The sequence below is a fragment of the Novosphingobium sp. IK01 genome (assembly GCF_033242265.1).
GTDB classification, from domain to species: domain Bacteria; phylum Pseudomonadota; class Alphaproteobacteria; order Sphingomonadales; family Sphingomonadaceae; genus Novosphingobium; species Novosphingobium pituita.
The window spans coordinates 381,412-405,839 of the sequence record NZ_BTFW01000001.1; the positions used below are offsets into that span (position 1 = coordinate 381,412).

Here is a 24,428-nt window from a genome sequence, read left to right on the forward strand (position 1 = left end):
CCGACAGGCTCAGGCGGCCAGGTCGATCAGGATCTTGAGATTGGTGCCTGCCGGATCGAGCAGGGCCTCGAAGCCATCCTTCACCGCCGTATCGAGGGTGATGATGTTGGTGACGGCACGGCTGGCAGGAAGCGCCCCGCTGGCGATCAGGTTCATCACGCGCGGCCAGTACCAGGTGGGATAGCACCATGACCCGCGCACCTCGATGTCCTTGAAGGTGACACTGAACCAGTCGAGCGGGTTTTCGTGCGGGTGCAGGCCGGTCTGCACCACCACGCCCTGCTTGCGCACCGCATCGACACAGGCCTTGAGCGCATGTTCATTGCCCACGCATTCGATGGCGACATCGCAGCCGACCTTGCCCTCGGTCTGGTCGCGGACCACATCGCCGACATTCTCGCGTTTGGGATTGATGGAAACAACGCCGGGCACCGCGGCCTGGGCCAGCTTCAAGCGCGCATCGTTGAGGTCCGACACGAACAGGGTCGTTGCCCCGGCAGCGCGCGCGGCCAGCAGGGTGAGCAACCCGATCGGCCCGGCCCCTGTCACCAGCACGCTGGCGCCCGCGCGGATGCCGCCGCGATCGCAGGCATAGACGGCCACTGCGGTCGGTTCGACCAGCGCGGCTTCCTGGTCGGTCAGGCTCTCGGGCACTTTGGCGACATTGTATTCATGAAGGATCGCTTCTTCCGCCATGCCGCCCCATTGCCAGGACAGGCCGGTGACGGCGATCTGGTCGCTCAGATGGAACAGGCCCCGCTCGGCGTAATAGTCGCCCACGCGCGGCATGATCAGCGGCTGGATCGAAACGCGATCTCCGACTGCCACGGTCGTCACGCCTTCGCCGATGGCCTCGACCGTGCCGCCGAATTCATGGCCCAGGATCTGGGGGCCGTGGGATTTGGTGAAAGGGTGCGGCGCGCTGCTGGGAATGAAGATCGGGCCGGATGCGTATTCGTGAAGATCCGTCCCGCAGATGCCGACATAGCGGTTGCGAACACGGACCTGGCCGGGGCCGGGGTTCTGGGGCGCTTTCACGCTCTCGATCCTCAGATCGCGCGCGGCATGGAAACGCAGGGCTTTCATGAACCTCTCCTTTTTGCCTTGGGGCTTTGTTGTTTTCTGGAAAAAAAAAGGCGCGGGGCGCGTCGTAACGCCCCCCCGCGCCAGCACCTGTGTCAGCTCAGGTGATGGACCTGTTGCAGGCCGTAGACCGGGGTGGGGATCCCCTCCATCCGCGCCTTGAGCTGAAGCGCGAGATAGAGCGAATAGTGGCGCGACTGGTGCAGGTTGCCGCCATGGAACCACAGGTTCTGCTGCTGGGTGGGCTTCCACATGTTGCGTTCCTCGCCCTCCCAGGGGCCGGGGTCCTTGGGCGTGTCGGAGCCCAGCCCCCAGACCTTGCCGACCTTGTCGGCCACGTCCTGGCTGATGAGATCGGCGGCCCAGCCGTTCATCGAGCCATAGCCGGTGGCATAGACGATCAGGTCTGCGGGAAGCTCGCTGCCATCGGCAAAGCGCACACCGGTCTGGGTGATGCAGTCGATTTCCACCCCGCTTTTCAGCTTGATCGAGCCGTCGATCACCAGATCGCTGGCGCCCACATCGATGTAATAGCCCGAACCGCGCCGCAGATATTTGAGGAACAGCCCGCTGCCGTCCGCGCCGAAATCGAGCATGAAACCGGCCTTGCGCAGCGCATCGTAGAAGGCCGCATCCTTGCGCTGGATCCGCTCATAGAGCGGGATATGGAACTCGGGCATCACCTTGTAGGGGATCGAGGCAAAGGTCAGGTCGGCCATGCGCGTGGTGACCCCGTTGGCCAGGGCCCGTTCCGAATAGAGATCGCCCAGCACTTCTTCGGTCATCGTGTCGGAACGCAGGATATGCGTGCTGGAGCGCTGTACCATCGTCACATCCGCGCCCGCTTCCCACAGGGCGGCGCAAATGTCGTGGGCCGAGTTGTTCGCCCCGATCACCACCACCTTCTTGCCGGCATAGGCATCCGGGCCGGGATGCTTCGAGCTGTGGTGCTGCTCGCCCAGAAAGGTTTCGGCGCCGGGAATCCGGGGAATGTTCGGCTTGCCCGACATGCCCGTGGCCAGCACCAGCTGGGTGGGGTGCAGGGTGATTTCCTTGCCGTCGCGAATGACGGTGACGCTCCAGTGCCCGGCTTCCTCGTCGAAGGCGGCCTTGCAGGCCAGGGTCTTCGACCAGTAATTCACCTCCATCACCTTCGTGTACATTTCCAGCCAGTCGCCGATCTTGTCCTTGGGCGCGAAGACGGGCCAGTTCTTGGGGAAATCGAGGTAGGGGAGGTGATCGTACCAGACCGGATCGTGCAGGCAGAGCGACTTGTAGCGGCCGCGCCACTGGTCGCCGGGGCGGTCGTGGCTGTCGATCACGATATGCGAGACGCCCAGCTGCCGCATGCGCGCGCCCAGCGCGATGCCACCCTGTCCGCCGCCGATGATCAGCACATAGGGCTGCTCGGTGATGCCCAGCGTGGCGGCTTCATCGGCCTTGCGCTCGGGCCAGCTCTTGCGGCCGCGAACCACGCCGTGTTCGGCGCCCATGATGCGGGTGGGGCCGCTGTGTTCCTCGTGGCCCTTGAGCTCCACGAGCGTGGTCAGGAACGTCCAGGCCTTGCCCTCGCGCAGGCGCACCACGGCTTCGCCGCGCCCATGGCCGGTTTCCAGCGAGAGCCAGGCGGTGATGATGCCATCGGCCTCGGTGGGTTCCTGGGCAATGGTAAAATGCACCGCGTCCAGGTGCGGCAATGTGGCCGTGAGCATGTCGGCGATGCCCTCGGGGTTTTCGACCGTTTTCAGGTTCCAGGTGAAGGCGATCAGGTCGCGCCAGAAGCTGGTCGTCGCAAAGAGGCTGGAGGCCGCGAGCGCATCTTTCGCGGCCAGCGCCGCATTGAGGTCGTCGACCCACCGGGTGGTTTCAAAGCGCGCGGTGCTGACCATCTGGTCGGGGGACAGCTTGCTCATATCGTTCATCATCTCTCTCCTGTTCTGATGGGGGGGCAAACAAACACCATGCCGCCATCGGCCATGATGCTCTGCCCGGTGGTGAAGCCGCTTTCCGGGGAAGCGAGGAAGCGTGCGACGCCGACCAGGTCCTGCGGCGTCGAGGGGCGGCCCAGCACGGCGCCTGCCGCAAAGGTTTCGAAAGCTTCCTGCGGTCTGGAGGTCAGCGCATTGTCCTGAAAACCGCGGTCGATGGTCTTCCACATGTCGGTGGCGACCACGCCGGGACAGATGGCGTTGACGCGGATCCTGTCCTTGCCAAAGGCGCGCGCGGCGGTCTGGGTCAGGGCCACGACGGCAAATTTGCTCGCCGAATAATGGCCCAGCGGCTCATAGCCCTGCTTGCCCGCGATGGAGGCGGTGTTGATGATCGAGCCGCCGGTGCCCTGTGCCAGCATCTGGCGGACGGCCTCCTGCGTGCCGATCAGCACGCCCAGCGCGTTGATCTCCATCACCGCGCGGAAATCCTCCTCGGTGATGTCGAGAAAAGGGCGGACCTGGGCGATGCCCGCATTGTTGAACATCACGTCCAATCCGCCGAAATCGGCCACCGCCAGACCGATCGCCGCGCGCACCGAAGCCCGGTCCCGCACATCGACGCGGATGGCGCGCGCACTTGCGCCGATGCTGTCGGCGACCGCCTGCGCCTTGTCACCATCGATATCGCCGATCACCACACGGGCGCCCGATTCCGCTACTCCACGCGCAATCGCAGCGCCGATTCCCTGCCCGGCGCCGTTGATGACAACGCGCACGCCATTCAGATCGATGGCCATCTCAGTCTCTCCCATGTGTTTGCGAAGTGCTTTGCAAACGCCGTGCCAAAGGCTTGAAAGCGCTGTTTTCCCGGTGACAGCGTAACGATGGCCGGTTGTTTGCAACGCTGCGGCGCCACACCGGCGCCACAGCTGTGGCGGGTCAGAAAATCAGCGCGAATTTGAGATAGGCGGCGTTGGTGGCGGTCACATTGCGGCCATCAATGCTGCGGGAATAGCGCGCCGTGATCGCCACTTTCTTCGACAGGGTCAGAACCGTGCCTGCTCCCAGCGCCACATCATGTCCGGGCAGGGACGCCAGACCCGCCCCATCGCGATAGCGGCTGGCATCGTTCTTCTGCCAGTCGAACGACAAGAAGGGTTCCAGCGGGGTTTTGGTCTTCAGGCTGGCACGGATGTTGGCGTGATAGCTGTTGCCCTTATCGATATCGGGATCGCGGCCATTGTGGCGATTGCCGCGAAAAATCGCCCCGACATTGCCGCCGATACTGCCCAGCGGATGCTCGATGTCGAAGAAGGCCGAAGTGTAGCTGGCCCAGAAATCATTGGTCACTTCATGCGCGCCGATGGGCACGCTCACGAAGCTTTGCACGCCCAGCGTGCTGTTCCTGGAGGGCTTCATCCACACCGCAAAACCGGTCAGCGGATCGCCAAAGCCACTGGCTTTCAGGCCCGGTCCGGTCAATCGCACCTCGGGCTGGATATATTCATAGGCGAAGCCCACGCCGGGCAGCTTGTCGAAAGTCCAGAAGTGGACATATTTGGTGAGGCCCACCATCAGGTCGGTGTCCGGGCCCTGCTGCCGCTTCCCCCGGTCGTCATAGGCGCGCGAGCCGGAATTGTACTCGCCATACTGGACCAGGGCGTTGAACGGCTTGAAATCGACCGGCAGGTCATATTCATGCGGGCCGATCACGGCGAAAGTAATGTCTTCGGCATTGGCCTGCCCGGCCAGCCCCAGCCAGGCCGACATGGCGCAGCCTATCGTTGCGATTTTGATCGCCTTCATCCTCACCCTCCGGACATTTTTTTGTCTGGAGGGTGCCCAGCAATCACCGTGCCAAAGGCATAATCGGCGCAAAGCCGATCTTTTTCAGAGGCCTCCCGTGGCAGCATCTGTGGGGGCACCTGTAGCGGGCGCCACAGATGCGGCATCAATTGTGTGGCGTGATGCCCAGCCGTTTGATGCGGCGGTGGATGGTGGTGCGGTCGACCTCAAGCCGCCGCGCGGCTTCCGACACGTTCCAGTTGCAGGCCACAAGCGCCGCGCGCAGCCCGGCGGCCTCGTCATCTCCTGCCAGATCGCCGGGGGCCAGATAGTCTGGCAGATCGTCGCAATCGATGATGCCACTGTCGCTCAGGGCTGCCGCGACGGCGATCACATTGTCCAGCTCGCGGATGTTGCCCGGCCAACGGTGGGCGTGAAGGAGTGCCCGCGCCGTGGCCGTCATCGCCAGCGGGATCTCCCTGCCATCCTGGTCAAGGCCATGGCGCACCAGCAGGCGATCGAGAATCCAGCCAAAATCGCTGCGTTCGCGCAAAGGAGGCAGGCGCAGGGTGGCCGCACTCAGGCGATAGAAAAGGTCTTCCCGGAACCGCCCTTCTTCCACCAGTGAAGTCAGGGACCGGTGCGAGGCGGAGACCACCCGCAGATCGACCTTGCGCGGGGCCAGCGCGCCGACAGGCTGCACCTCGCCTTCGGCCAGCACCCTGAGCAACCGGCTCTGGAGGGGCAGGGCCATGTCGCCGATTTCGTCCAGAAAGAGCGTCCCGCCATCGGCCTGCTCGATCAGCCCCTTGCGGCCCTTGGGCGCCGCACCGGTAAACGCGCCGGCGGTGTGGCCGAACAGCTCGCTTTCGATCAGCTGCTCGGGGATCGCCGCGCAGTTGATCGCGATAAACGGCCCCTTGCGCCCGCTGGCGTCATGCACGGCGCGGGCCAGATGCTCCTTGCCAGACCCTGTTTCACCCTGGATCAGGATCGGCAAGGCCGTGCGCGCCAGCTTGGCGGTCTTGAGCTGGAGCGCCGCCATATCCGCGCCTTCGCCCAGATTGCTGATCGAGGCAGGAAGGCTTGCGCCCCGCACCATGCCGGAGCGCACCGGCTTGGGCTCGATGGCATGAGCGAACAGGGCATGGCCATCGCGCATCCGCACCAGCCGCTCCTGCGTGGCACGCTGGCGGGTCAGTTCGGGCAGGACATCGAGGTCGAGATCGAAGAAATCCGTCACGGGCCGCCCGATCAGATCGGGGCTGCTGCGCCAATCCTGCTCGATGGCGCGGCTGAGCACTTGCGCGCCGATATGGGTCATCCCCGCGATCCGCCCGTTCTGGTCGAGCGCAATCGCCGCTTCGGGATCGACATCGACAAATTCGGGCGAGCGCGCGAAACGCAGGACCCATTGGTGCCGGGTCTGCGCCATCAGATTGGCCAGTTCGATGCGCCGCGCCGTCGCCCGCACCAGATGCAGCGCCAGATTCTGGCTGGGCTTGGGGATCGGCGAGGAGAGCAGGGACAGGTCCAGCACCGCCGTCAACCGCCCCAGCATGTCGTAAATCGGCGCTGCCGTGCACGAGAGCGCGATATGCGTCGCATCGAAATGGTCGGCCTGATGGATCGTCAGCGCCTCGCCGGTGGCAAGGCAGGAACCGACCGCGGACGTGCCACTGCCCGGCTCGGCCCATTGCGAGCCGAGATAGAGGCCAGCTTTGCGCAGATTGCCATCCAGTTGCGGATCGCCGATGAAATCCACCGTCACGCCCTGGCTGTCGGCCAGCAGCAGCACATAGCCTTGATCGGCGACCTGACCATAGAGCCGCTCCAGCCCGGACCGCGCGATGGCCACCAGTTCCTCGGATTGCTGGCGATGCTCCTTCAATCGCTCCCCCGGAACGATCACGGCTTCGCAAAAACGACCCGGATCGAGGCGATAATCGTCCAGACAGCGCCGCCAGGACTGGATGACCGTCGCATCGCGATTGACCGCCAGGCCTTGTGCCGCCCGCTCGATCTCGCGCACGTGTTCTGCGTGAGCCAGCATGCATATTCGCGACCGCCTTGCGACCGCCGCGCCTCTCCTATGTTTTGCCGCAGTCTGCCCGAGGCGGACCGGCGATGCAACCGGAACACCGCTTTCTCCCGCCAGACGCGCTTCGACGGGATCAGGCACGCCTTGCCGGCTTGATGGATGGCGGCACCCTCGCGCGTGGGATGCCGCCATCCCGAGGGGCAATTACCGGATTTCGGTCACGAAGCTGGCGCGATCACGGCGGACTTTCTTGAGGTTGACCAGCCAATCGCCTTCTTCCTGCCGATACCCCAGCGGAAGCAGGATCACGCTGCGCAGATTGCGTGCCTTCAGGCCGAGGATCTCGTCAACGGCCGCAGGATCGAAGCCTTCCATCGGTGTGGAATCGACCTCTTCGAAAGCGGCCGCCACCAGCGCCGATCCGAGCCCGATATAGGCCTGACGCGCCGCAGCCTGATAATTGGCCTCGGTGCTGCGGCTGGCGATGATCCCCAGCAACTGCTGGCGGTAATTTTCCCAGCCTTCGTTGACAAAGCCGCGCACTTCATTGGTGAGATCGAACATCATGTTGACGCGCTCGGGGGTGATGTCGTCCCAGGCGGCGAAAACCAGCAGATGCGAACACTCCGTGACCTGCGCCTGATTCCAGGCCACGGCGCGGATCTTCTCGCGGATTTCGGGATTGGTCACCAGCAGCAGTTCGAAAGGCTGGAGCCCGCTTGAAGTGGCGGTCAGCCGGACGGCCTCGATGATCCGGTCGATCTTTTCGGTCGGGACGGTCCTGGCAGGGTCGAATTTCTTGGTCGCATAGCGCCAGGACAGTTTCTCGATCAGCGTGCTCATGTCGAATTCCTTGCTAGCCCCCGAGGGGGAAGGCGGGGCGTGCGGAAAGGATGCAGCCCCGTTACCTTTGAGATATTTTCGCCGCAGTTCCCGATCAAGGCCCGAGCGAGGAGATCGCCGAGGCTGATCGATGCAAGGGGAATGACAAAAGGGCGGGCGTCTTCATGCGGGCGGGGCCGATGGGATGGCGGGCTCTCTGCCCGTCGGCAAGCCGGATTACGGCACAACGGGGCGGCTGGCGTCGGTCAGGAGGCGATAGCCGATGCCCGGTTCGTTGCGGATCATGCTGTGTTCGACAGGCACGTCTTCGAGTTTCCGGCGCAGCCCGCGTGCGGCCACGCGCAGATATTCGACGGACTGTTCCTGTCCCGGCCCCCAGACCGCGCGCAGGATCGCCGCGTGCGAGAGGACGCGGCCCGGATGGCGGGCGAGTTCGGCCAGGAAGCCGTATTCCTTGGGGCTGAGATGGACTTCGACCCCGTCGCGGTAGACCAGCCGCGCGGCCAGATCGAGCGTGACCGGGCCGAAGCGCAGCACGGGGTCGGGCGTTTCGGCCAGCAGGCGGTTGCGCAACGCCACGCGGATGCGGGCGAGCACCTCCTCGGTATCGAAGGGCTTGGTGACATAGTCGTCGGCACCCAGATCGAGCGCGGCGACTTTCTCGGTGGTTGCATCGCGCGCGGAGATGACCAGCAGCGCGGCCTTGGCGGCCTTGATCGCGGCGATCAGTTCGAGGCCGTCGCGGTCGGGCAGGCCGAGGTCGAGCAGGACCAGATCGGGCTTGTCGATGGCCAGCGCCGCCAGCGCCTCGCGCGCGTTGGCGGCCTCGACGACAGCGAGCCCCGCGCGGGCAAGGCCAGCCCTGAGCAGGCGGCGGATGGCCATTTCATCGTCCACCACCAGGATTTTCGCGGACGTCATGGCCGATCCTCCCAGAGTTGTGTTTCTGCCATGTGCAGGGTGAAGCAGGCGCCCTTGCGGTCATCGCGATTGGCGGCTGATACGCGCAGGCCCATGGCTTGCGCAAACCCCTTGACGATCGCCAGCCCGAGGCCCGTGCCGCCCTGCCGGTCAGACCCTTCGAGACGGGTGAAGCGCTCGAACACCATGGTTTCGGTTCCCGCAGGCAGGCCTTCGCCTTCGTCGAGCACGCACAAGTCGAGTCCCTGGGGCAGGCGCCGCGCGACAAGGGTGATCGGGCGGTCGGGCGGGCTGTATTGCGCAGCATTCTGGATCAGGTTGATCAGGCAATGGTGCAGCAACCGGGCATCGAGCCGCACCAGCGGGAGGTCGGGTGCGATTGCGATATGGAGCGGGCGACTGCCGAGCAGGCGGCGCAAGTCGTGGATCGCGCTGGTGACCGCTTCGGCAAGGTCGACCGGCTCGATATGGAGTTCGACCGCGCCGGTCTCGATGCGCACCATGTCGAGCAGATTGGCGACGAAGCGTTGCAAGCGCTCGGCTTCGGCGCGGGCCATGGTCAGGACTTTGTCCTGTTCGGCCGAGGCGGGCACGAGATCGCCCAGCAGCCCGATCACGGCGGTGAGCGGGGTGCGCAAGTCGTGGCTGACCGACGAGAGCAGCGCCGCGCGCAAGGCGTCGCGCTCCTCCAGACGTTTCATCTGCGCCTGTTCGGCCTCCAGCCGGGCGCGGTCGAGCGCCAGTCCGGTCTGGTCGAGAAAGCTGGTGAGCAGGGGCAGCAGGTCTGCGCGCACCGGTTGCCCGGCATCCGGGTTGGCCACCCCGAACACGGCCAGTGCCCTGCCGCCCGCCTCGACCGGCAGGAACAGCCATTCGGCCGCGCCCAGCGTGTCCGAGCCGCGCCCGGCGGGGCGGCGGTTGTCGAGCGCCCATTGCGCGACGACATGATCGAGCGGCGGCAACGTGATCTCGGGCGGGCTGGCGGCCAGGATGTGCAGGCCCCCGGGATTGGGCAGGCCTCCGGGATTGGGCATCAGCAGCACGGTGCGGGTGCCGAGCAGGCTGGCGCTTTCCTCGCACAGGACCGCAGCGATCCGGCCCGTCGCGCTCTGTCCGGTCAGGCGCCGCGCGAAGCCTGCCAGCGTCTGGCTGCGCGCCGCGCTCGCACGCGAAAACTGCGCCGTATCGCGCAGGCGCCCGGCCATGTGGCTGACGGCAAGGGCGACCGCGAGCAGGACCACGGCGGTGATGATGTTCTGCGGATCGGCGATGGTGAGGGTGTGAAGCGGCGGAATGAAGAAGAAATTGTAAGCCAGCAGCGAGGTCAGCGCGGTGATGATCCCGGTCCACAGGCCAAAGCAGCTGGCCGCGAGCAGGACCGGCAACAGGTAGAGCAGGGCGACGTTGGTGATGTTGCCAAGGCTGGCGATGAAGGTGCCCAGGAGGGTCACGGCGGCGACCATCAGGCCCGAGAGCAGTAGGCCGGGGAGGGCCAGGCTGCCGGTCTGAAACCCGGCAAAGGGCGCGCGGAGCCCTGACGTGGTGCGCTGCTGCGCGGGGACGACATGGAGCGCCAGATCGCCGGTATCGGCCAGCAGGCGCTGTTCGAGCGACCGGCCTTTGAGCGCCCGCCCCAGGGGCCACCAGCGGCCCGCCCGGCCCGAGGCGCCCAGAACCAGAACGGTCGCGCGCAATTCCCCGGCGATCTGCGTGATCCCCTGCGCCACATTGGCGGCAGGAACGGTCATCACTTGCGCGCCCAGCTGGGCGGCCAGATGGAGGGTGGCGGTCAGGGCCCCGTCGTGGAGGGCCTCGTCGTGGGCGGCAGGATGGGGGGTCTCGACATGGACCGCGGCCCATGGCGCGGCGAGGGAATCGGCAAGCCGCTTGCCCGCGCGCACCACTTTGTCTGCCGCCGGGCCGCCGCCCACTGCCACCAGCACGCGTTCGCCCACGCCGAACGTGCCTGCAACCGCATGGGCGCGCAGATGGTCGAGCATCTGTGCATCGACCGTCCGGGCCGCACGGCGCAGCGCCAGTTCGCGCAGTGCGCTCAGGTTCGACTTGGAAAAGAAGTGGCTGAGCGCGCGGCTGGCCTCCTGCGGGACATAGACCTTGCCCGCCTTGAGCCGCGCGATCAGCTCGTCGGGCGGGATGTCGACCACCTCGATCTCGGCAGCGTCGAGCACGCGGTCGGGCAGGGTCTCGCGCACGCGGACGCGGGTGAACGAGGCGACAAGGTCGGTGAGGCTTTCGAGGTGCTGGACGTTGAGTGTCGAGAACACGTCGATCCCGGCGTCGAGCACTTCCTCCACGTCCTGCCAGCGCTTGTCATGGCGGATGGCGGCATGGTTGCCAGAGTAGCCGCCAGCACTGCTGGCAGAGTAGCCGGGCGGCGCGACATTGGTGTGGGCCAGTTCGTCGATCAGCACCAGCGCGGGGTGGCGGGCGAGGATGGCGTCGAGGTCCATCTCGTGGAGCACCTGCCCGTGATGGTCGATGGCGCGGCGCGGGATGATCTCGAAACCGGCCATGCGCGCCTCGGTCTCGGCGCGGCCATGGGTCTCGATCACCCCGATCACCACGTCCTCGCCCGCCTCGCGGCGCTGGGCTGCCTCGCTCAGCATCTCGCAGGTCTTGCCAACGCCGGGCGCCGCCCCAAGGAAGACCTTGAGGCGGCCCCGGCGTTTGCCTTCGGGCGCGAGCGTGCGCAGCAGGGCATCGGGATCGGGACGCATGGCATTCATGCGTCCCTCATGCGCCCGTATGCCCCGCTTCGTCGAGCGCCAGATTGAGGCGCAGGACATTGACGCGCGGTTCGCCCAGAACGCCGCCCATCGGTGTCTCGATGCAGGCGCGCACCAGCGCTTCGAGGCGGGCTTGCGGGATGTGGCGGGCCGCTGCCACGCGGGGGATCTGCCAAAAAGCCGCCTCGGGGCTGATATGGGGATCGAGCCCCGAGGCGGAAGTGGTCACCAACGCAGGCGGGATGGCGTGGTGATTCTCGGAAGCGAGTGCGGCGCTGTCACGGGCGATGCGGTCGGCCAGACTGTGCGAGGCCGGGCCAAGGTTGGACCCGGACGAGGCGCTCGCGTCATAGCCATTGGCACCGGCAGCCGAGGGGCGCGGGTGGAAATAGCCGGGCGCGGCAAACCCCTGCGCGAGCAGGTCGGAGCCCACGACCTGCCCGCCGCGCACGATCAGGCTGCCATTGGCCTGTCTGGGAAAGGCCATCTGGCCAAGGCCGGTGACCAGCGCGGGATAGGCCCCGCCCAGCAGCAGGGCAAAGCCTGCGGTCATCACGGCAGCGGGGCGCAGGGCGGAAGCGAAAGTGGAAAGCATGGGGTTTCTCCCTCAGGCCAGATGGAGCGCGGCCACGCCCAGGTCGATCAGCTTGATCCCGATGAACGGGGCGATCAGGCCGCCCAGCCCATAGACCGCCAGATTGCGTGCCAGCAGGGGCCCGGCCCCCATCGGGCGATAGCGAACCCCCTTGAGCGCGAGGGGCACGAGCGCGGGAATGATCAGCGCGTTGAAGATGATCGCCGAGAGGATCGCGCTGCGCGGGCTGGCCAGCCCCATCACGTTGAGCGCGCCAAGGCCGGGATAGAGCACGACGAACATGGCCGGAATGATCGCGAAATACTTGGCCACGTCGTTGGCGACCGAGAACGTCGTGAGCGCGCCGCGCGTCATCAGCAATTGCTTGCCCAGGCCCACGATCTCGATCAGCTTGGTCGGGTCGCTGTCGAGGTCGACCATGTTGCCCGCCTCGCGCGCGGCCTGGGTGCCGGTGTTCATGGCCACGCCCACGTCGGCCTGGGCGAGGGCAGGGGCATCGTTGGTGCCATCGCCGCACATTGCCACCAGCCTGCCGCCCTGCTGCTCGCGGCGGATCAGCGCGAGCTTGTCCTCGGGCGTGGCTTCGGCGAGGAAATCGTCCACCCCGGCTTCGGCGGCGATGGCCGCAGCCGTCAGCGGGTTGTCGCCGGTGATCATCACCGTGCGGATGCCCATGGCCCGCAACTGGCCGAACCGCTCGCGGATGCCCGCCTTGATCACGTCCTTGAGCGCGATCACGCCCAGCAGGCGGCCATTTTCGGCAACCCCCAGCGGGGTCTGCCCCGCGCGCGCGATCTCGTCGGCGATGCGGCGCAGTTCGTTCCCGGCCGGTGTCAGCGCGCTGTCGGGATGGGCGCGCAGCAGGGAATCGACCGCGCCCTTGCGGATCAGCCTGTCCCCGGTCTCTATGCCCGAAAGACGGGTCTGGGCGGTGAAGGGGATGACTTGCGCGCCTTCGGGCAGGCTGGCGCGGGCCTGATGGCTTTCGCGCGCGAGGGTCACGATCGAGCGGCCCTCGGGGGTCTCGTCGGCAAGGCTCGCCAGAAGCGCGGCTTCGACCAGCCGGGCCAGCGGGACGCCCGCCAGCGGACGGAATGCACAGGCTGCGCGGTCGCCCACGGTGATCGTGCCGGTCTTGTCGAGCAGCAGCACGTCGATGTCGCCCGCCGCTTCCACCGCGCGGCCCGACTTGGCCAGCACGTTGAAGCGCACCAGCCGGTCCATGCCCGCAATGCCGATGGCCGAGAGCAGCGCGGCGATGGTCGTGGGGATCAGCGTGATCAGCAGGGCCGCCAGCACGGCCACGGGGATGGCCCCCCCGGCATAGCGGGCAAAGGCGGGGATCGTGGCAACCGCGATCAGGAAGATGATCGTCAGCCCCACCAGCAGGATCGTCAGCGCGATCTCGTTGGGGGTTTTCTGGCGCTCGGCCCCTTCGACCAGCGCGATCATGCGGTCGAGGAAGCCCTGTCCCGGTTCCTGCGTCACGCGCACGGTGATCGTGTCGGACAGCACGCGGGTGCCCGCCGTCACCGCGCTGCGGTCGCCGCCCGCCTCGCGGATGACCGGCGCGCTTTCGCCGGTGATGGCCGCCTCGTTGACCGAGGCTACGCCCGCGATCACTTCGCCATCGGCGGGGATCAGCTCGCCGGCCTTGACCACCACGATGGCGCCGCGCGCCAGTTCGCTGGCCGGGACATGGCGCCCGTCGGGCAGGTGGGCGACCAGATCGGACTTGGTGGCGCGCAGCGAGGCGGCCTGTGCCCGCCCGCGTCCTTCGGCCAGGCTTTCGGCAAAGGTGCCGAACAGCACCGTCAGCCAGAGCCAGCCGATCAGTTGCGCCTGAAAGCCTGCGGAAAGCCCGCTGCCGCCGATCAGCAGCAGCACGCTCAAGAGGAGGGCGACCACCGCCGTCGTGAACAGCACGGGGTTGCGGACCAGTTGGCGGGGGGCCAGCTTGAACACCGCGTCGCGCGCGGCGGGAAGCACGAGGGCGGGCGAGAACATTGTCCGGGGAGCGGGCTGGGCGTGTGAAGCGGGTGATTGGGGAGTGGACATTGCTGTTCCTCTCAGAAAGTCTGGCCGGCGCTCAGCGTGACCTGGTCCGCGATCGGACCAAGCGCGAGGCCGGGCAGGAAGGTGAGGCCGCCCAGGATCAGGATCACCCCGACCAGCAGGCCCACCCACAGGCCGCCGGTGGTGGGAAACGAACCCGAGGTGGCGGGCGTTTGGCGCTTGGCGGCAAGGCTTCCGGCGATGGCCAGGACCGGCACGATCACGAAGAAGCGTCCGACCCACATCGCCACGCCCAGCAGGCCGTTGTAGAACGGGGTGCCCGCGCTCAGCCCGGCAAAGGCCGAGCCGTTGTTGGCCGTGGCCGACGAGAACGCATAGAGGATCTCGCTGAAACCATGGGGCCCCTTGTTGAGCGGCCCGGCAAGGCCCGCAGGTAGCATGCAGGCCAGCGCCGTGAAGCCCAGGATCGAGAGCGGCAGGACCGCGATGGCCAGAACCGCCAGCTTGATCTCGCGGGCCTCGATCTTCTTGCCGACATATTCGGGCGTGCGTCCGACCATCAGCCCGGCGACGAAGACCGCGAGGATCGCGAAGAGCAGGAAGCCATAGATGCCTGAGCCCACCCCGCCGATGACGATCTCGCCCAGTTGCATGTTGAACAGCGGGATCATGCCGCCCAGCGCGGTGAAGCTGTCGTGCATGGCATTGACCGCGCCACAACTGGCCGCCGTGGTGACCGCGGCAAACAGGGCGCTACCCGCGATGCCGAAGCGGATTTCCTTGCCTTCCATGTTGCCGCCAGCAAAACCGGCATGGGTGAGCGCGCTCGCCCCTTGCGCTTCCTGCCAATAGGTGATGCCCGCACCCGCCACGAACAGGATCAGCATGGCCGCCAGAATGGCCCAGCCCTGCCGCGTATTGCCAACCGCGCGGCCAAAGCACCAGGTCAGCCCCGATCCGATGGCGAAGATCGAGAGCATCTCGACAAAGTTGGTCAGCGCGGTGGGGTTTTCGAACGGGTGGGCCGAATTGGCATTGTAGAAGCCGCCACCATTGGTGCCGAGCATCTTGATCGCTTCCTGGCTGGCGACCGGGCCGAGCACGATGGCCTGCTTGGCCCCTTCGAGGGTGTGGGCCTCGACCAGGCTGGCAAAAGTCTGCGGCACGCCGCTGGCGATCAGGAACAGCGCATAGACGAGGCTGAGCGGGAGCAGCAGATAGAGCGTCACGCGCGTGCAATCGGCCCAGAAATTGCCGACCGTGCCGGTCTCGTGCCGGGCAAACCCGCGAAACAGGGCAAAGGCAACAGCGATGCCGGTGGCCGCCGACAGGAAGTTGTGCAGCGTGAGGCCGACCATCTGGCTCAGGTTGGTCAGCACGCTTTCGCCCGCATACCACTGCCAGTTGGTGTTGGTGACAAAGGCGATGGCGGTGTTCATCGCGCCATCCGTGCCGATCCCGGCCAGACCGCGCGGGTTCATCGGCAGATAGCCCTGCAAACGCAGGATCGCGTAAGTGAACAGCGTGAGCACGACCTGAAACGCGAGCATGTGCAGCGCATAAGTCAGCCAGCTTTGCTCGCGGGCCGGATCGATGCCCGAGGCGCGATAGAACCCGCGCTCAAGCGGGCCGAGCACGCGATGCAGCGGTGTCGTGCGGCCTTCGTAGAGCGCGAAAAGCCAGGCCCCGACAGGCCGGGCCAGCAGCGCCACGAGCGCGGTAAAGGCGAGGATCAGGCCCCAGCCGGAAAGGGTCATGGGGTGTCTCCCTAGAATTTCTCGGGCCGCATCAGGGCGACCACCAGATAGGCAAGCAGGCCAAGCGCGGTCAGCGCGGCCAGGGTGAGGGGCAGCGTCATCGGGGTTTCTTTCGGATCGGGGAGCGGCTCAGGCCCTGACGGCCAGCCGCAGAAAAGCGAACGTGAGCAAAACGAGGCCGCCCGGAACGGCCAGCCAGACAACGTCATTCATGTGACAGTTCCATCGAAAGACAGGGGGGAGGGGGGAGGCGCGCGTTTCTGGCGGGGCCTTGTCACCACGCCTTGTCACCGCGTCTTGTCACCACAAGGGCCGCGGTGGGCGAGGTGCAGGACGCAGGAGCGTATCGCCAGCCAGGAGGAGGAGGAGGCCGCTCCACAACAGCACCGTCACGCCCAGTGCCCCGATCCATTCGGACAGGCTGGCCGAAGAGGCCCCGCCTGCCGGTGGCGCGCCACACAGCCAGCGCCCGAGTGCAAGCGCTGCGAGCAGCACGACCAGACCTGCTGAGCGCAGGAGGATACTGGCCCTGAACGTGCGGAAGACCTCAAAGCGCGCGGGTGTCCGTTTCGGGGGGATCAGCCGGGCGAGTGTCGGGGTTTCTTGAGCCATGAACGCGAACCTTCTGCCGGATTGGCAGGGGCGCTGATGGTCCGATTGTGCGTTAAGGTTCCAGATGAGGCTGCGCGAGCGCGCATGAAGATTGCATAAAGGCGCCCGGAAATGCCGGTGCCGTCAGGCTCTCAAAGGCCAAGGTCCGAAAGTCCGGGGTGGTCATCGGGCCTGCGGCCCTGGGGCCAATGGAACAGGCGATCGCCGGGCGCGATGGCCAGATCGTTGATGCTGGCGATGCGGCGACGCATCAGCCCCGCCTCGTCGAACTCCCACAGTTCGTTGCCATAGGAGCGGAACCACTGGCCGCCTGCATCATGCCATTCGTAGGCAAAGCGCACGGCCATGCGGTTCTCGCGAAAGCCCCAGACTTCCTTGATCAGTCTGTATTCCTGCTCTCGCGACCATTTGCGGGTCAGGAAAGCGATGATCCGGGGCCGTCCCTCGATGAAGTCTGTGCGGTTGCGCCATTGGCTGTCGGGCGTATAGGCCAGCGCGACGATCCGGGGATCGCGGCTGTTCCATGCGTCTTCGGCAAGGCGGGCCTTTTGCGCGGCGGTTTCAGGGGTGAAAGGGGGCAGCGGCGGGCGGTTCACCGGGCTTTCGCCATCAGCGCGGCAGCCTGGCGCGCCTCGGCTTCGCGGACAGGCAGGGTGGCCGCCATGCGCTGGTTGTAGGCGGCCAGGATTGCGGGCGGCGCGCTGTCAGGCGTGCCGGCATTGAAAGGCGGTGCGGGGGCATATTCCAGCCCCAGTTGCAGCGACTGCGCCAGATCCTCGCCCCCCAGTTCGGCCAGCACCGACAGCGCGAAGTCAATTCCCGCTGTCACCCCGCCCCCTGTGATGATGTTCCCGTCGCGCACCACGCGGCCCGCATCCGGCGTGGCGCCAAACAGGGGCAGCAGATGACGCCATGCCCAATGACTGGCCGCGCGCCGGCCCTGCAACACCCCTGCCGCGCCCAGGATCAACGAGCCGGTGCAGACCGAAGTGATGTAGCGCGCGTTCCGGCAGAGGCGGCGGATCTGCGAGACAAAGACCTCGTCGAGCGCGACCTGCGTGGCCGTGGCGCCACCGGGTACGCAGATCAGATCGCAAGCGTCTATATCTGCCAGCTTCGCCGTCCCTGCAAAAACCAGCCCTTCGGTTGCCACATCGCCGCCATCGCGGCTGGCGACCAGCGTTTCGCTGTCGGGCAGGCGGGAGAGGAACTGGTGCGGGCCGGTGAAATCGAGCTGGGTCATGCCCGGAAACACGGCAAAGACGATGCGGAACGGTTGAGCGGTCAAGGCAGCCTCCTGTTGGGAAGGCCCCTGTCTTCGCGCGAAGGTCGCCTTGACGAAATGACAATGATCCCTCATTTCAGGCCATGCCTCGCACCATCGGCCTCTATCTCTACGAGGATTTTCAGCTCCTTGATGCCTGCGGCCCGATCACCAGTTTCGAGATCGGGGGGCGGATGGGGGGCGATGCCTATCGGCTGGTCCTGCTGTCGGCCCGGGGCGGGCCAATCCGCAGTTCTTCGGGGGTATCGCTCGAAACGGGGGCCGCCGATGATGCGCCGTTGATCGACACGCTGATCGTGGTGGGCGGCAATGGCAGTCGCGAGGCCATGCGCGATACGGCCAATCTTGCCTTCCTGCGCCAGGCTGCAAGCACGGTGCGGCGGCTGTGCAGTGTCTGCTCGGGTGCCTTTCTGCTGGCAGGGGCGGGGGTTCTCGACGGGCGTCGGGCGACGACCCACTGGCGGCGGGCCGGGCTTCTGGCTCGGTTGTTTCCCGCAGTGAAGGTCGAGCCCGACCGCATCCATATCCGCGACGGCCATGTATGGACATCTGCCGGGATCACGGCGGGCATCGATCTGGCGCTGGCCCTGATCTCGGACGATCTGGGCGAGGATCTGGCCCGCCGCGTGGCGCAGGACATGGTGGTCTATTACCGGCGTCTGGGTGGCCAGTCGCAATTTTCGGCACTGGCGGAACTGGGCGGAGACAGCACGCAATTTGCCCCCTTGCTCGACTGGATCCGCGCGCATCTCGATCAGCGCCTGACGGTCGAGGTTCTGGCCGCGCAGGCCGCGATGAGCCCGCGCAATTTCTCCCGCGCCTTCACCCGCGAGATGGGGATGAGCCCGGCCAGGGTGGTCGAACGCCTGAGGCTGGAGGTCGCTCGCGACCGCGTGGAGAACAGCCCCGCGCCTATCGAGGAAGTGGCCGCCGCGCTGGGCTTCCACGACCCGGAACGCATGCGCCGGGCCTTTCTGCGTGCCTTCGGGCAGCCCCCTCAGGCCATGCGCCGGATCGCCCGCAAGGGGTAAGTGCCCGATCCGAAAATCCCGTTTCGGATCGCTCGGCACCGGCCCGCAAGGGCGACCCGGCCAACCGGGGGCACGGCCATTTGCCGATGTGCTTGCGGGGTGGACGAGAATTCCAAGAGGGTCTTGCTGACGGCGAAAATAGAACATAAGAAGAACGAATGCGAATCGTCGATGCCCTGCCTGCACCTGTAGCCCAGCCTGAAGCCGGCTTTTGGGCGAGCGGGATCGCATCGCTGGACAAGGCGCTGGCAGGCGGGCTCGGGTATGGGCAGGTCCACGAAATCTATGCCGCCGAGCCGGACGATGCCAGTTCGGCAGCAGGTTTTGTCACGGGCCTTGCCGTGGGCATGTGCATGGGCCGTGGCAGGGCGAAGGAAAAGGCCCGGCAGCCCCTGCTCTGGCTGCGCGAGCAGCGTTCGGTCCAGTCTGCGGGCATCTTGCAGGCGGGGGGCTGGGCTGAACTGGGGGGCGCGCCCGGCCATGGGCTGGTGGGGCTCGTGCCCGATACCCTCTCGCTGCTGCGCGCGGCTGCCGAGGCGCTGCATTGTGGCAAGCTGGGCGCGGTCATACTGGAAGGGTGGGGAGCCATGCGCGCGCTCGACCTTACCGCCAGCCGCCGCCTGGTCCTCGCTGCTGAAAAATCGGGTGTTCCCCTGCTGCTCCTGCGCGTCGATGCCAGGCCTGTTCCCAGTGCGGCGCGCACGCGCTGGCAGGTCGCATCGGCCCCTTCGCGGGCCTTGCCCGGCAATGCACCGGGCCTGCCCACATTCGACTTGACCCTGTTGCGCCAGCGTTCGGGCCCGTGCGGCCTCGACTGGCGACTGGAGTGGGACCGTGATCAACGCCAATTCCGTGAAGCGCCGCTATCTGGCGCTGTGGTTTCCGTTCCTGTCGACCGACCGCTGGCGGATCGCGCAGACGCGGCAGAACAGGAACGCGTTGCAGGGGCAGGCCGGTACCGCGCCGCCTGACATGGCAGAAGGCATGCCTCTCCCGCTGGCGATGATCGCCAGGGTGAGGGGGGCCCTCCGGCTTTGTGCCGTGGATGCAAGGGCCGGGGCGCTGGGCATTGCGCCGGGGATGACGCTTGCCGATGCCCGCGCGCTGGAGCCCGAACTGGTCGTTGCCGAAATGGACGCAGGTGCGGACCGCCACTGGCTCGAACGTCTGGCCCGCCACTGCCTCGACTGGACCCCGCGCGTCTCGCTGGCAGCGCCCGACGGGATCACGCTGGATATTGCGGGGGTGGATCACCTCTTCGGGGGCGAGGCCGGGCTGTGCGCGCAGGTCGAGGACGGCATGGCCGGTATCGGCATGGCGCTGCGCTGGGCTGCGGCCTCCACCCCGGAAGCGGCGCAGGCACTGGCCCGCCATGGCGCACTTCCCGTTCTGGACGAGCGGGAAGCCATCCGGGCGCTTCCCGTGCTGGCGCTGGGGCTCGACGGGGAATCCACGCTCGCGCTCAACCGTGCAGGCCTCAAGCGCGTGGGAGACCTGACCGTGCGCCCCGCCGCGGCCATCGCGGCGCGCTTCGGGGTGGGCGCGGTCAGCGCGCTCTCCCGCCTGACCGGAGAGGAACTGGCCCCCATCGATGCGCTGCGCGACCCCGAACCGCTCCACTTCGAGCGCCGGTTTGCCGAACCCATCGGCTTGCAGGCCACGATTGCGGCGGTCTTCATGGAGGTGTTGCAGGAAGCCGCCGGTGTTCTGGGCGAACGCGATCTGGGGGGCAGGCGCTTTGTACTCACGCTTCATCGCAGCGATGGGGCCCGCCATCGTCTGGATATCGAGACCGGGCGCCCGACCCGCGATCCCGCGCTGGTCCTTCGCCTGTTCGACGAGCGCATCGCCAGCCTTGCCGACCCGCTCGACCCCGGCTTCGGCTATGACCGCATCAGCCTGTTCCTGCCCGCCACCGATCCTTTGCCCGCCAGCCAGGCCCGCCTTGACGGGGAAGAAAGGGACGAGGTGGCCCTTGCCGAACTGATCGAGCGGCTTGGAACCCGGCTCGGTGCGGGGTGCCTGCGCCGCCTTGTCCCGCGTGAGAGCCATCTGCCCGAGCAGGCCCAATTCGCCTTGCCCGCGATGGAGGAACGCGCGCCTGCCACATGGCCCCGCCCACCCGAGGGGGAGCCGCCGATGCGGCCGCTCTTCCTGTTTGACCCGCCCCGGCGTGTCGAGGTTCTGGCCGAAGTGCCCGATGGCCCGCCCCATCGCTTTCGCTGGCGCCGCAAGCTGCACGAGGTGCGGCTTTACGAGGGGCCAGAGCGGATCGCCAACGAGTGGTGGCGGCACAAGGGCGGCGAATGTGCCGGCCAGGGCGGGCTGACCCGCGACTATTACCGCATCGAGGATGCACGCGGGCGGCGCTACTGGATCTTCCGCCACGGGCTCTACGACGAGAAGCCCGATCCGCACTGGTATCTCCACGGCGTCTTTGCATGAGCGTGCATCCACCCTTCGCCGAACTGCTGGCGGCCAGCAATTACAGCTTCCTGCGCGGTGCCTCGTCCCCGGCCGAGATGGTGGCGCGCGCGCAGCAACTGGGCATGGCGGGGATCGGCATGGCCGATCGCAACACCGTGGCGGGCGTGGTGCGTGCCCATGTGGCCTGGCGCGAGATCGGCGGCAGCGCCAGCGGTCTGCGGCTGGTGGTGGGGGCAAGGCTGGTCTTTTCTCCCGCCCCGCATGATGGACACCAGCCGCCCGACATCGTGGCCTACCCGATGACGCGCCATGGCTGGGGGCGGTTGACGCGTCTTCTGACCCTTGGCAACCGGCGTGCCAGCAAGGGCGATTGCATCCTCCACCTTGGCGACCTGCTCGACCATGCGCAGGACATGGCCCTGATCGTCACCGGACCCGATCGCACAACGCTCGAAACGCTCGGCGCGGCATGCCCTGGCCGGGTATGGCTGGCGGCAACCATGCTGCGTGCCGGGGCCGATGCCCGCCGGCTGAAGGCCGCGCAGGCCCTTTCGGCCTCGCTCGGGGTGCCGCTGATCGCCACCAACGATGCGCTTTATGCCAGCCCCGATGCCCGTCCCCTGCACGATATCCTCACCTGCATCCGCGAGGGCGTGACGATCGACATGGCGGGCAGGCGCCTTGCCGCCAATGCCGAACGGCACCTCAAGCCGCCTGCGGAAATGGCCCGCCTGTTCCGCGCCTGCCCGGAGGCGATGGCGGCCACCACCGATCTTCTCGCACGCATTGCCTTCACGCTCGATGATTTGCGCTATGAATATCCCCGCGAGCCGGTGCCCGGAGGATGGGCGGCGCAGGACTGGCTGGAGCATCTCGTCCACCAGGGCGCGCGCCGCTTTTTCCCCGATGGCCTGCCCGAGCGCTATGGCACCGTGCTGGCCGAGGAATTCGCGCTGATCGGCAAGCGCGGCTATGCGTGCTATTTCCTGACCGTCCACGACATCGTGCGCCATGCCCGCAGCCTTGACCCGCCGATCCTGTGTCAGGGGCGGGGCAGCGCGGCCAATTCGCTGGTCTGTTATTTCCTGGGCATCACCCCGGTCGATCCGGTGCGCGAGAAGCTGCTGTTTTCCCGTTTCCTTTCCGAAGAACGCGACGAGCCACCCGATATCGACGTCGATTTCGAGCACGAGCGGCGCGAGGAGATCATGCAGTACATCTATGCCCGCTACGGGCGCGAGCGGGCAGGGATCGCGGCCACCGTCATCCATTACCGACCGCGCAGCACCTTGCGCGAAGTGGGCAAGGCGCTGGGCCTTACCGAGGATGTGACGACGAGGCTGTCTGCCACGATCTGGGGAAGCGGGGGCCGTGACGTACCCGAAAGCCGCGTGGCCGAAGCCGGGTTCGATATCGAAAACCCGCAGATTGCCCGGCTCAGGACGCTCGTCGACCGGCTTCTGGGTTTTCCCCGGCACCTCTCGCAGCACGTCGGCGGCTTCGTGCTGACCGAAGGGCGGCTCGATGAACTGGTGCCGATCCATAATGCGGCCATGCCCGATCGCACTTTTATCGAATGGGACAAGGACGACATCGACGCCCTCGGCCTGATGAAGGTGGACGTGCTGGCGCTGGGCATGCTGACCTGCATCCGCAAGAGCTTCGATCTCATGGCGCGTCACGGCCTTGGCAATATCAGCCTGGAGAGCGTCCCGCGCGAGGATGCGGCGACATACCGGATGTTGCAGCGGGCAGACAGCATCGGCACCTTTCAGGTCGAAAGCCGGGCGCAGATGGCCATGCTGCCCCGCATGAAACCGCGCGAGCTTTACGATCTGGTGATTCAGGTCGCCATCGTGCGGCCCGGCCCGATCCAGGGCGGCATGGTCCATCCCTATCTGCGCCGCCGCAACGGGGAAGAGCCGGTGCGCTTTCCCCGTCCGGCACCGCCGCACGATCCCGATGAACTGCGCGAGGTGCTGGGCAAGACACTGGGCGTGCCGCTGTTTCAGGAACAGGCCATGAAGCTGGCCATCGTCGCGGCGCGCTTTACCCCCGCGCAGGCCGATGGCCTCAGACGCGCCATGGCCACGTTCCGCAATCGCGGCACGGTTGACCATTACCGCGAGCAGATGGTCGGCGGCATGACCGCGCGCGGCTATAGCGAGGACTTCGCCGAGCGGTGCTTCGAGCAGATCCGCGGCTTTGGCGAATATGGTTTCCCCGAAAGCCATGCCCAGGCCTTTGCATGGCTGGCGTATGTTTCGTCATGGCTCAAGTGCCATCATCCCGCGGTCTTCACTGCCGCGCTCCTCAACAGCCAGCCCATGGGGTTCTATGCCCCTGCGCAACTGGTACGCGATGCGCGCGACCATGGCGTGGAGGTGCGGGCGATCGATGCCAATGCCAGCATGTGGGATTCAACGCTCGAACCGCGACAGGGCAGCAGGCAACCGGCGTTGCGGCTGGGCTTCTCCCGGCTCGAGGGTTTTCGCCGGGACTGGGCACAAGCCATCTGCGCGGCACGGCAATCGGGCGCTTTCGGGTCGATGGAGGATCTGGCAGGGCGCGCCTCGCTTCCCCCGGCGGCGCTGCGCAAGCTGGCCGATGGCGATGCGCTTGGCTCGCTGGGGCTCACCCGGCGCAAGGCGCTGTGGGAGGCGCGGCGCAATCCGCCAGCCCAGCTTCCGCTTTTCGCGGCTGCGCAGGCGCCCGAACTGGCCCGCGAACCCGATGCAAGGCTTCCGGCCATGACCCCCGCCGAGGAGATCGTCGCCGATTACCAGACCACGCGCCTTTCCCTGAAAGGCCATCCCATGCAGTTTTTGCGCGGCATTCTCGACAGTGAGGGGGTGACAAGCTGCGCCGATGCCAACAACGCCCCTGACGGGCGCAAGCTGCGGGTGGCCGGTGTCGTGCTGATCCGCCAGCGTCCCGGCAAGGGCAATGCGGTCTTCATCACCATCGAGGACGAGACCGGGATTGCCAATGCCCTGCTCTGGTCACGCGACATGGAAAAACAGCGCCGCGCGGTGATGTCGGCAAGGCTGATGGTGATCGAGGGCGAAATCCAGCGCAGCCCGGAAGGGGTGGTCCACCTGATGGCGAGCCGCGTGCTCGACCAAAGCGCCTTGCTGGCCAGCCTCGACGATCATGCCGGGGAGGGGCCCGGCTCCCAGTCTTCTGGCTTTCAGTCTTCTGGCTCCCAGGCCTCCCGCTCCCAGAGCCCGCCCGTATTGCGCAAGCATCCGCGCAATGTCCGCATCATCCCCAGATCGCGGGACTTTCACTGAAGCGACCGCGCAAAACAGGTAAGGCGGGCGCGGGGCGGGGGGGGGCAGGCCCGTCGGGCAG

19 protein-coding genes are annotated in these 24,428 nt (G+C 66.8%); 4 read left to right on the top strand and 15 right to left on the bottom strand.

Annotated elements, in window-relative coordinates:
• Nucleotides 1-9: 9 nt before the first annotated feature.
• The 15 genes from SBI20_RS01795 to SBI20_RS01865 all read right to left on the bottom strand — a co-directional run bounded on the left by SBI20_RS01795 (nucleotide 10) and on the right by SBI20_RS01865 (nucleotide 17,619).
• Nucleotides 10-1,086: a 2,3-butanediol dehydrogenase gene (locus tag SBI20_RS01795; RefSeq protein ID WP_317973428.1), complete on the bottom strand. Its 1,077-nt coding sequence runs from the start codon at nucleotides 1,084-1,086 to the stop codon at nucleotides 10-12.
• 92 nt (nucleotides 1,087-1,178) lie between these two features.
• Nucleotides 1,179-2,996: a flavin-containing monooxygenase gene (locus SBI20_RS01800; protein ID WP_317973429.1), complete on the bottom strand. Its 1,818-nt coding sequence runs from the start codon at nucleotides 2,994-2,996 to the stop codon at nucleotides 1,179-1,181.
• 8 nt (nucleotides 2,997-3,004) lie between these two features.
• A complete protein-coding gene (locus SBI20_RS01805; RefSeq protein WP_317973430.1) occupies nucleotides 3,005-3,811 on the bottom strand; it encodes an SDR family NAD(P)-dependent oxidoreductase in 807 nt (268 codons plus the stop codon).
• Nucleotides 3,812-3,953: 142 nt separating this feature from the next.
• On the bottom strand, nucleotides 3,954-4,820 hold the full coding sequence (locus SBI20_RS01810; protein WP_317973431.1) for a transporter: 867 nt from the start codon (nucleotides 4,818-4,820) through the stop codon (nucleotides 3,954-3,956).
• A gap of 145 nt (nucleotides 4,821-4,965) precedes the next feature.
• A complete protein-coding gene (locus SBI20_RS01815) occupies nucleotides 4,966-6,852 on the bottom strand; it encodes a sigma-54-dependent Fis family transcriptional regulator (RefSeq protein ID WP_317973432.1) in 1,887 nt (628 codons plus the stop codon).
• A gap of 192 nt (nucleotides 6,853-7,044) precedes the next feature.
• Complete coding sequence (locus SBI20_RS01820; protein WP_317973433.1) at nucleotides 7,045-7,683, bottom strand: NAD(P)H-dependent oxidoreductase; 639 nt, start codon at nucleotides 7,681-7,683, stop codon at nucleotides 7,045-7,047.
• A gap of 216 nt (nucleotides 7,684-7,899) precedes the next feature.
• Nucleotides 7,900-8,604, bottom strand: a complete 705-nt coding sequence (locus SBI20_RS01825; protein ID WP_317973434.1) for a response regulator — start codon at nucleotides 8,602-8,604, stop codon at nucleotides 7,900-7,902.
• Complete coding sequence (locus tag SBI20_RS01830; RefSeq protein WP_317973435.1) at nucleotides 8,601-11,351, bottom strand: sensor histidine kinase; 2,751 nt, start codon at nucleotides 11,349-11,351, stop codon at nucleotides 8,601-8,603. The genes SBI20_RS01825 and SBI20_RS01830 overlap by 4 nt, the downstream gene beginning before the upstream one ends.
• A gap of 7 nt (nucleotides 11,352-11,358) precedes the next feature.
• Entirely contained in the window at nucleotides 11,359-11,946 is a 588-nt protein-coding gene (gene kdpC, locus SBI20_RS01835; protein WP_317973436.1) for a potassium-transporting ATPase subunit KdpC, read from the bottom strand.
• 12 nt (nucleotides 11,947-11,958) lie between these two features.
• Nucleotides 11,959-13,953, bottom strand: coding sequence for a potassium-transporting ATPase subunit KdpB (gene kdpB, locus SBI20_RS01840; RefSeq protein ID WP_317976014.1), 1,995 nt, complete (start codon nucleotides 13,951-13,953; stop codon nucleotides 11,959-11,961).
• A gap of 62 nt (nucleotides 13,954-14,015) precedes the next feature.
• Nucleotides 14,016-15,719 carry a potassium-transporting ATPase subunit KdpA gene (gene kdpA / locus SBI20_RS01845; protein ID WP_317973437.1) on the bottom strand — a complete coding sequence of 568 codons (1,704 nt, stop codon included), beginning with the start codon at nucleotides 15,717-15,719 and terminating at the stop codon, nucleotides 14,016-14,018.
• 11 nt (nucleotides 15,720-15,730) lie between these two features.
• Nucleotides 15,731-15,820, bottom strand: coding sequence for a K(+)-transporting ATPase subunit F (gene kdpF, locus SBI20_RS01850; RefSeq protein WP_317973438.1), 90 nt, complete (start codon nucleotides 15,818-15,820; stop codon nucleotides 15,731-15,733).
• A gap of 199 nt (nucleotides 15,821-16,019) precedes the next feature.
• Entirely contained in the window at nucleotides 16,020-16,331 is a 312-nt protein-coding gene (locus SBI20_RS01855; protein WP_317973439.1) for a hypothetical protein, read from the bottom strand.
• 131 nt (nucleotides 16,332-16,462) lie between these two features.
• Nucleotides 16,463-16,927: a nuclear transport factor 2 family protein gene (locus SBI20_RS01860; protein ID WP_317973440.1), complete on the bottom strand. Its 465-nt coding sequence runs from the start codon at nucleotides 16,925-16,927 to the stop codon at nucleotides 16,463-16,465.
• Entirely contained in the window at nucleotides 16,924-17,619 is a 696-nt protein-coding gene (locus SBI20_RS01865) for a DJ-1/PfpI family protein (RefSeq protein ID WP_317973441.1), read from the bottom strand. Before SBI20_RS01865 ends, SBI20_RS01860 begins: the two co-directional genes overlap by 4 nt.
• A gap of 80 nt (nucleotides 17,620-17,699) precedes the next feature.
• Between SBI20_RS01865 and SBI20_RS01870 the strand changes: the two genes are divergently transcribed.
• The 4 genes from SBI20_RS01870 (at nucleotide 17,700) to SBI20_RS01885 (ending at nucleotide 24,367) form a co-directional block, all read left to right on the top strand.
• Nucleotides 17,700-18,647, top strand: a complete 948-nt coding sequence (locus SBI20_RS01870) for a GlxA family transcriptional regulator (protein WP_317973442.1) — start codon at nucleotides 17,700-17,702, stop codon at nucleotides 18,645-18,647.
• Between the two features lie 158 nt (nucleotides 18,648-18,805).
• The gene (locus SBI20_RS01875) at nucleotides 18,806-19,618 is read left to right on the top strand and encodes an ImuA family protein (RefSeq protein ID WP_317973443.1); all 813 of its coding nucleotides are present in this window, start codon (nucleotides 18,806-18,808) and stop codon (nucleotides 19,616-19,618) included.
• 31 nt (nucleotides 19,619-19,649) lie between these two features.
• Nucleotides 19,650-21,092, top strand: coding sequence for a Y-family DNA polymerase (locus SBI20_RS01880; protein WP_411911536.1), 1,443 nt, complete (start codon nucleotides 19,650-19,652; stop codon nucleotides 21,090-21,092).
• The gene (locus SBI20_RS01885; RefSeq protein WP_317973444.1) at nucleotides 21,089-24,367 is read left to right on the top strand and encodes an error-prone DNA polymerase; all 3,279 of its coding nucleotides are present in this window, start codon (nucleotides 21,089-21,091) and stop codon (nucleotides 24,365-24,367) included. Before SBI20_RS01880 ends, SBI20_RS01885 begins: the two co-directional genes overlap by 4 nt.
• Nucleotides 24,368-24,428: the final 61 nt, after the last annotated feature.

What these genes read in the sequence shown, in the direction of transcription:
- kdpA (WP_317973437.1), bottom strand. Translation starts at nt 15,719, where the DNA reads ATGACCCTTTCCGGCTGGGGCCTGATCCTCGCCTTTACCGCGCTCGTG.
- SBI20_RS01875 (WP_317973443.1), top strand. Translation starts at nt 18,806, where the DNA reads ATGCGAATCGTCGATGCCCTGCCTGCACCTGTAGCCCAGCCTGAAGCC.
- SBI20_RS01810 (WP_317973431.1), bottom strand. Translation starts at nt 4,820, where the DNA reads ATGAAGGCGATCAAAATCGCAACGATAGGCTGCGCCATGTCGGCCTGG.
- kdpF (WP_317973438.1), bottom strand. Translation starts at nt 15,820, where the DNA reads ATGACGCTGCCCCTCACCCTGGCCGCGCTGACCGCGCTTGGCCTGCTT.
- kdpC (WP_317973436.1), bottom strand. Translation starts at nt 11,946, where the DNA reads ATGCTTTCCACTTTCGCTTCCGCCCTGCGCCCCGCTGCCGTGATGACC.
- SBI20_RS01820 (WP_317973433.1), bottom strand. Translation starts at nt 7,683, where the DNA reads ATGAGCACGCTGATCGAGAAACTGTCCTGGCGCTATGCGACCAAGAAA.
- SBI20_RS01815 (WP_317973432.1), bottom strand. Translation starts at nt 6,852, where the DNA reads ATGCTGGCTCACGCAGAACACGTGCGCGAGATCGAGCGGGCGGCACAA.
- SBI20_RS01800 (WP_317973429.1), bottom strand. Translation starts at nt 2,996, where the DNA reads ATGAGCAAGCTGTCCCCCGACCAGATGGTCAGCACCGCGCGCTTTGAA.
- SBI20_RS01825 (WP_317973434.1), bottom strand. Translation starts at nt 8,604, where the DNA reads ATGACGTCCGCGAAAATCCTGGTGGTGGACGATGAAATGGCCATCCGC.
- SBI20_RS01870 (WP_317973442.1), top strand. Translation starts at nt 17,700, where the DNA reads ATGCCTCGCACCATCGGCCTCTATCTCTACGAGGATTTTCAGCTCCTT.
- SBI20_RS01885 (WP_317973444.1), top strand. Translation starts at nt 21,089, where the DNA reads ATGAGCGTGCATCCACCCTTCGCCGAACTGCTGGCGGCCAGCAATTAC.
- SBI20_RS01805 (WP_317973430.1), bottom strand. Translation starts at nt 3,811, where the DNA reads ATGGCCATCGATCTGAATGGCGTGCGCGTTGTCATCAACGGCGCCGGG.
- kdpB (WP_317976014.1), bottom strand. Translation starts at nt 13,953, where the DNA reads ATGTTCTCGCCCGCCCTCGTGCTTCCCGCCGCGCGCGACGCGGTGTTC.
- SBI20_RS01795 (WP_317973428.1), bottom strand. Translation starts at nt 1,086, where the DNA reads ATGAAAGCCCTGCGTTTCCATGCCGCGCGCGATCTGAGGATCGAGAGC.
- SBI20_RS01855 (WP_317973439.1), bottom strand. Translation starts at nt 16,331, where the DNA reads ATGGCTCAAGAAACCCCGACACTCGCCCGGCTGATCCCCCCGAAACGG.
- SBI20_RS01830 (WP_317973435.1), bottom strand. Translation starts at nt 11,351, where the DNA reads ATGAATGCCATGCGTCCCGATCCCGATGCCCTGCTGCGCACGCTCGCG.
- SBI20_RS01880 (WP_411911536.1), top strand. Translation starts at nt 19,650, where the DNA reads ATGATCGCCAGGGTGAGGGGGGCCCTCCGGCTTTGTGCCGTGGATGCA.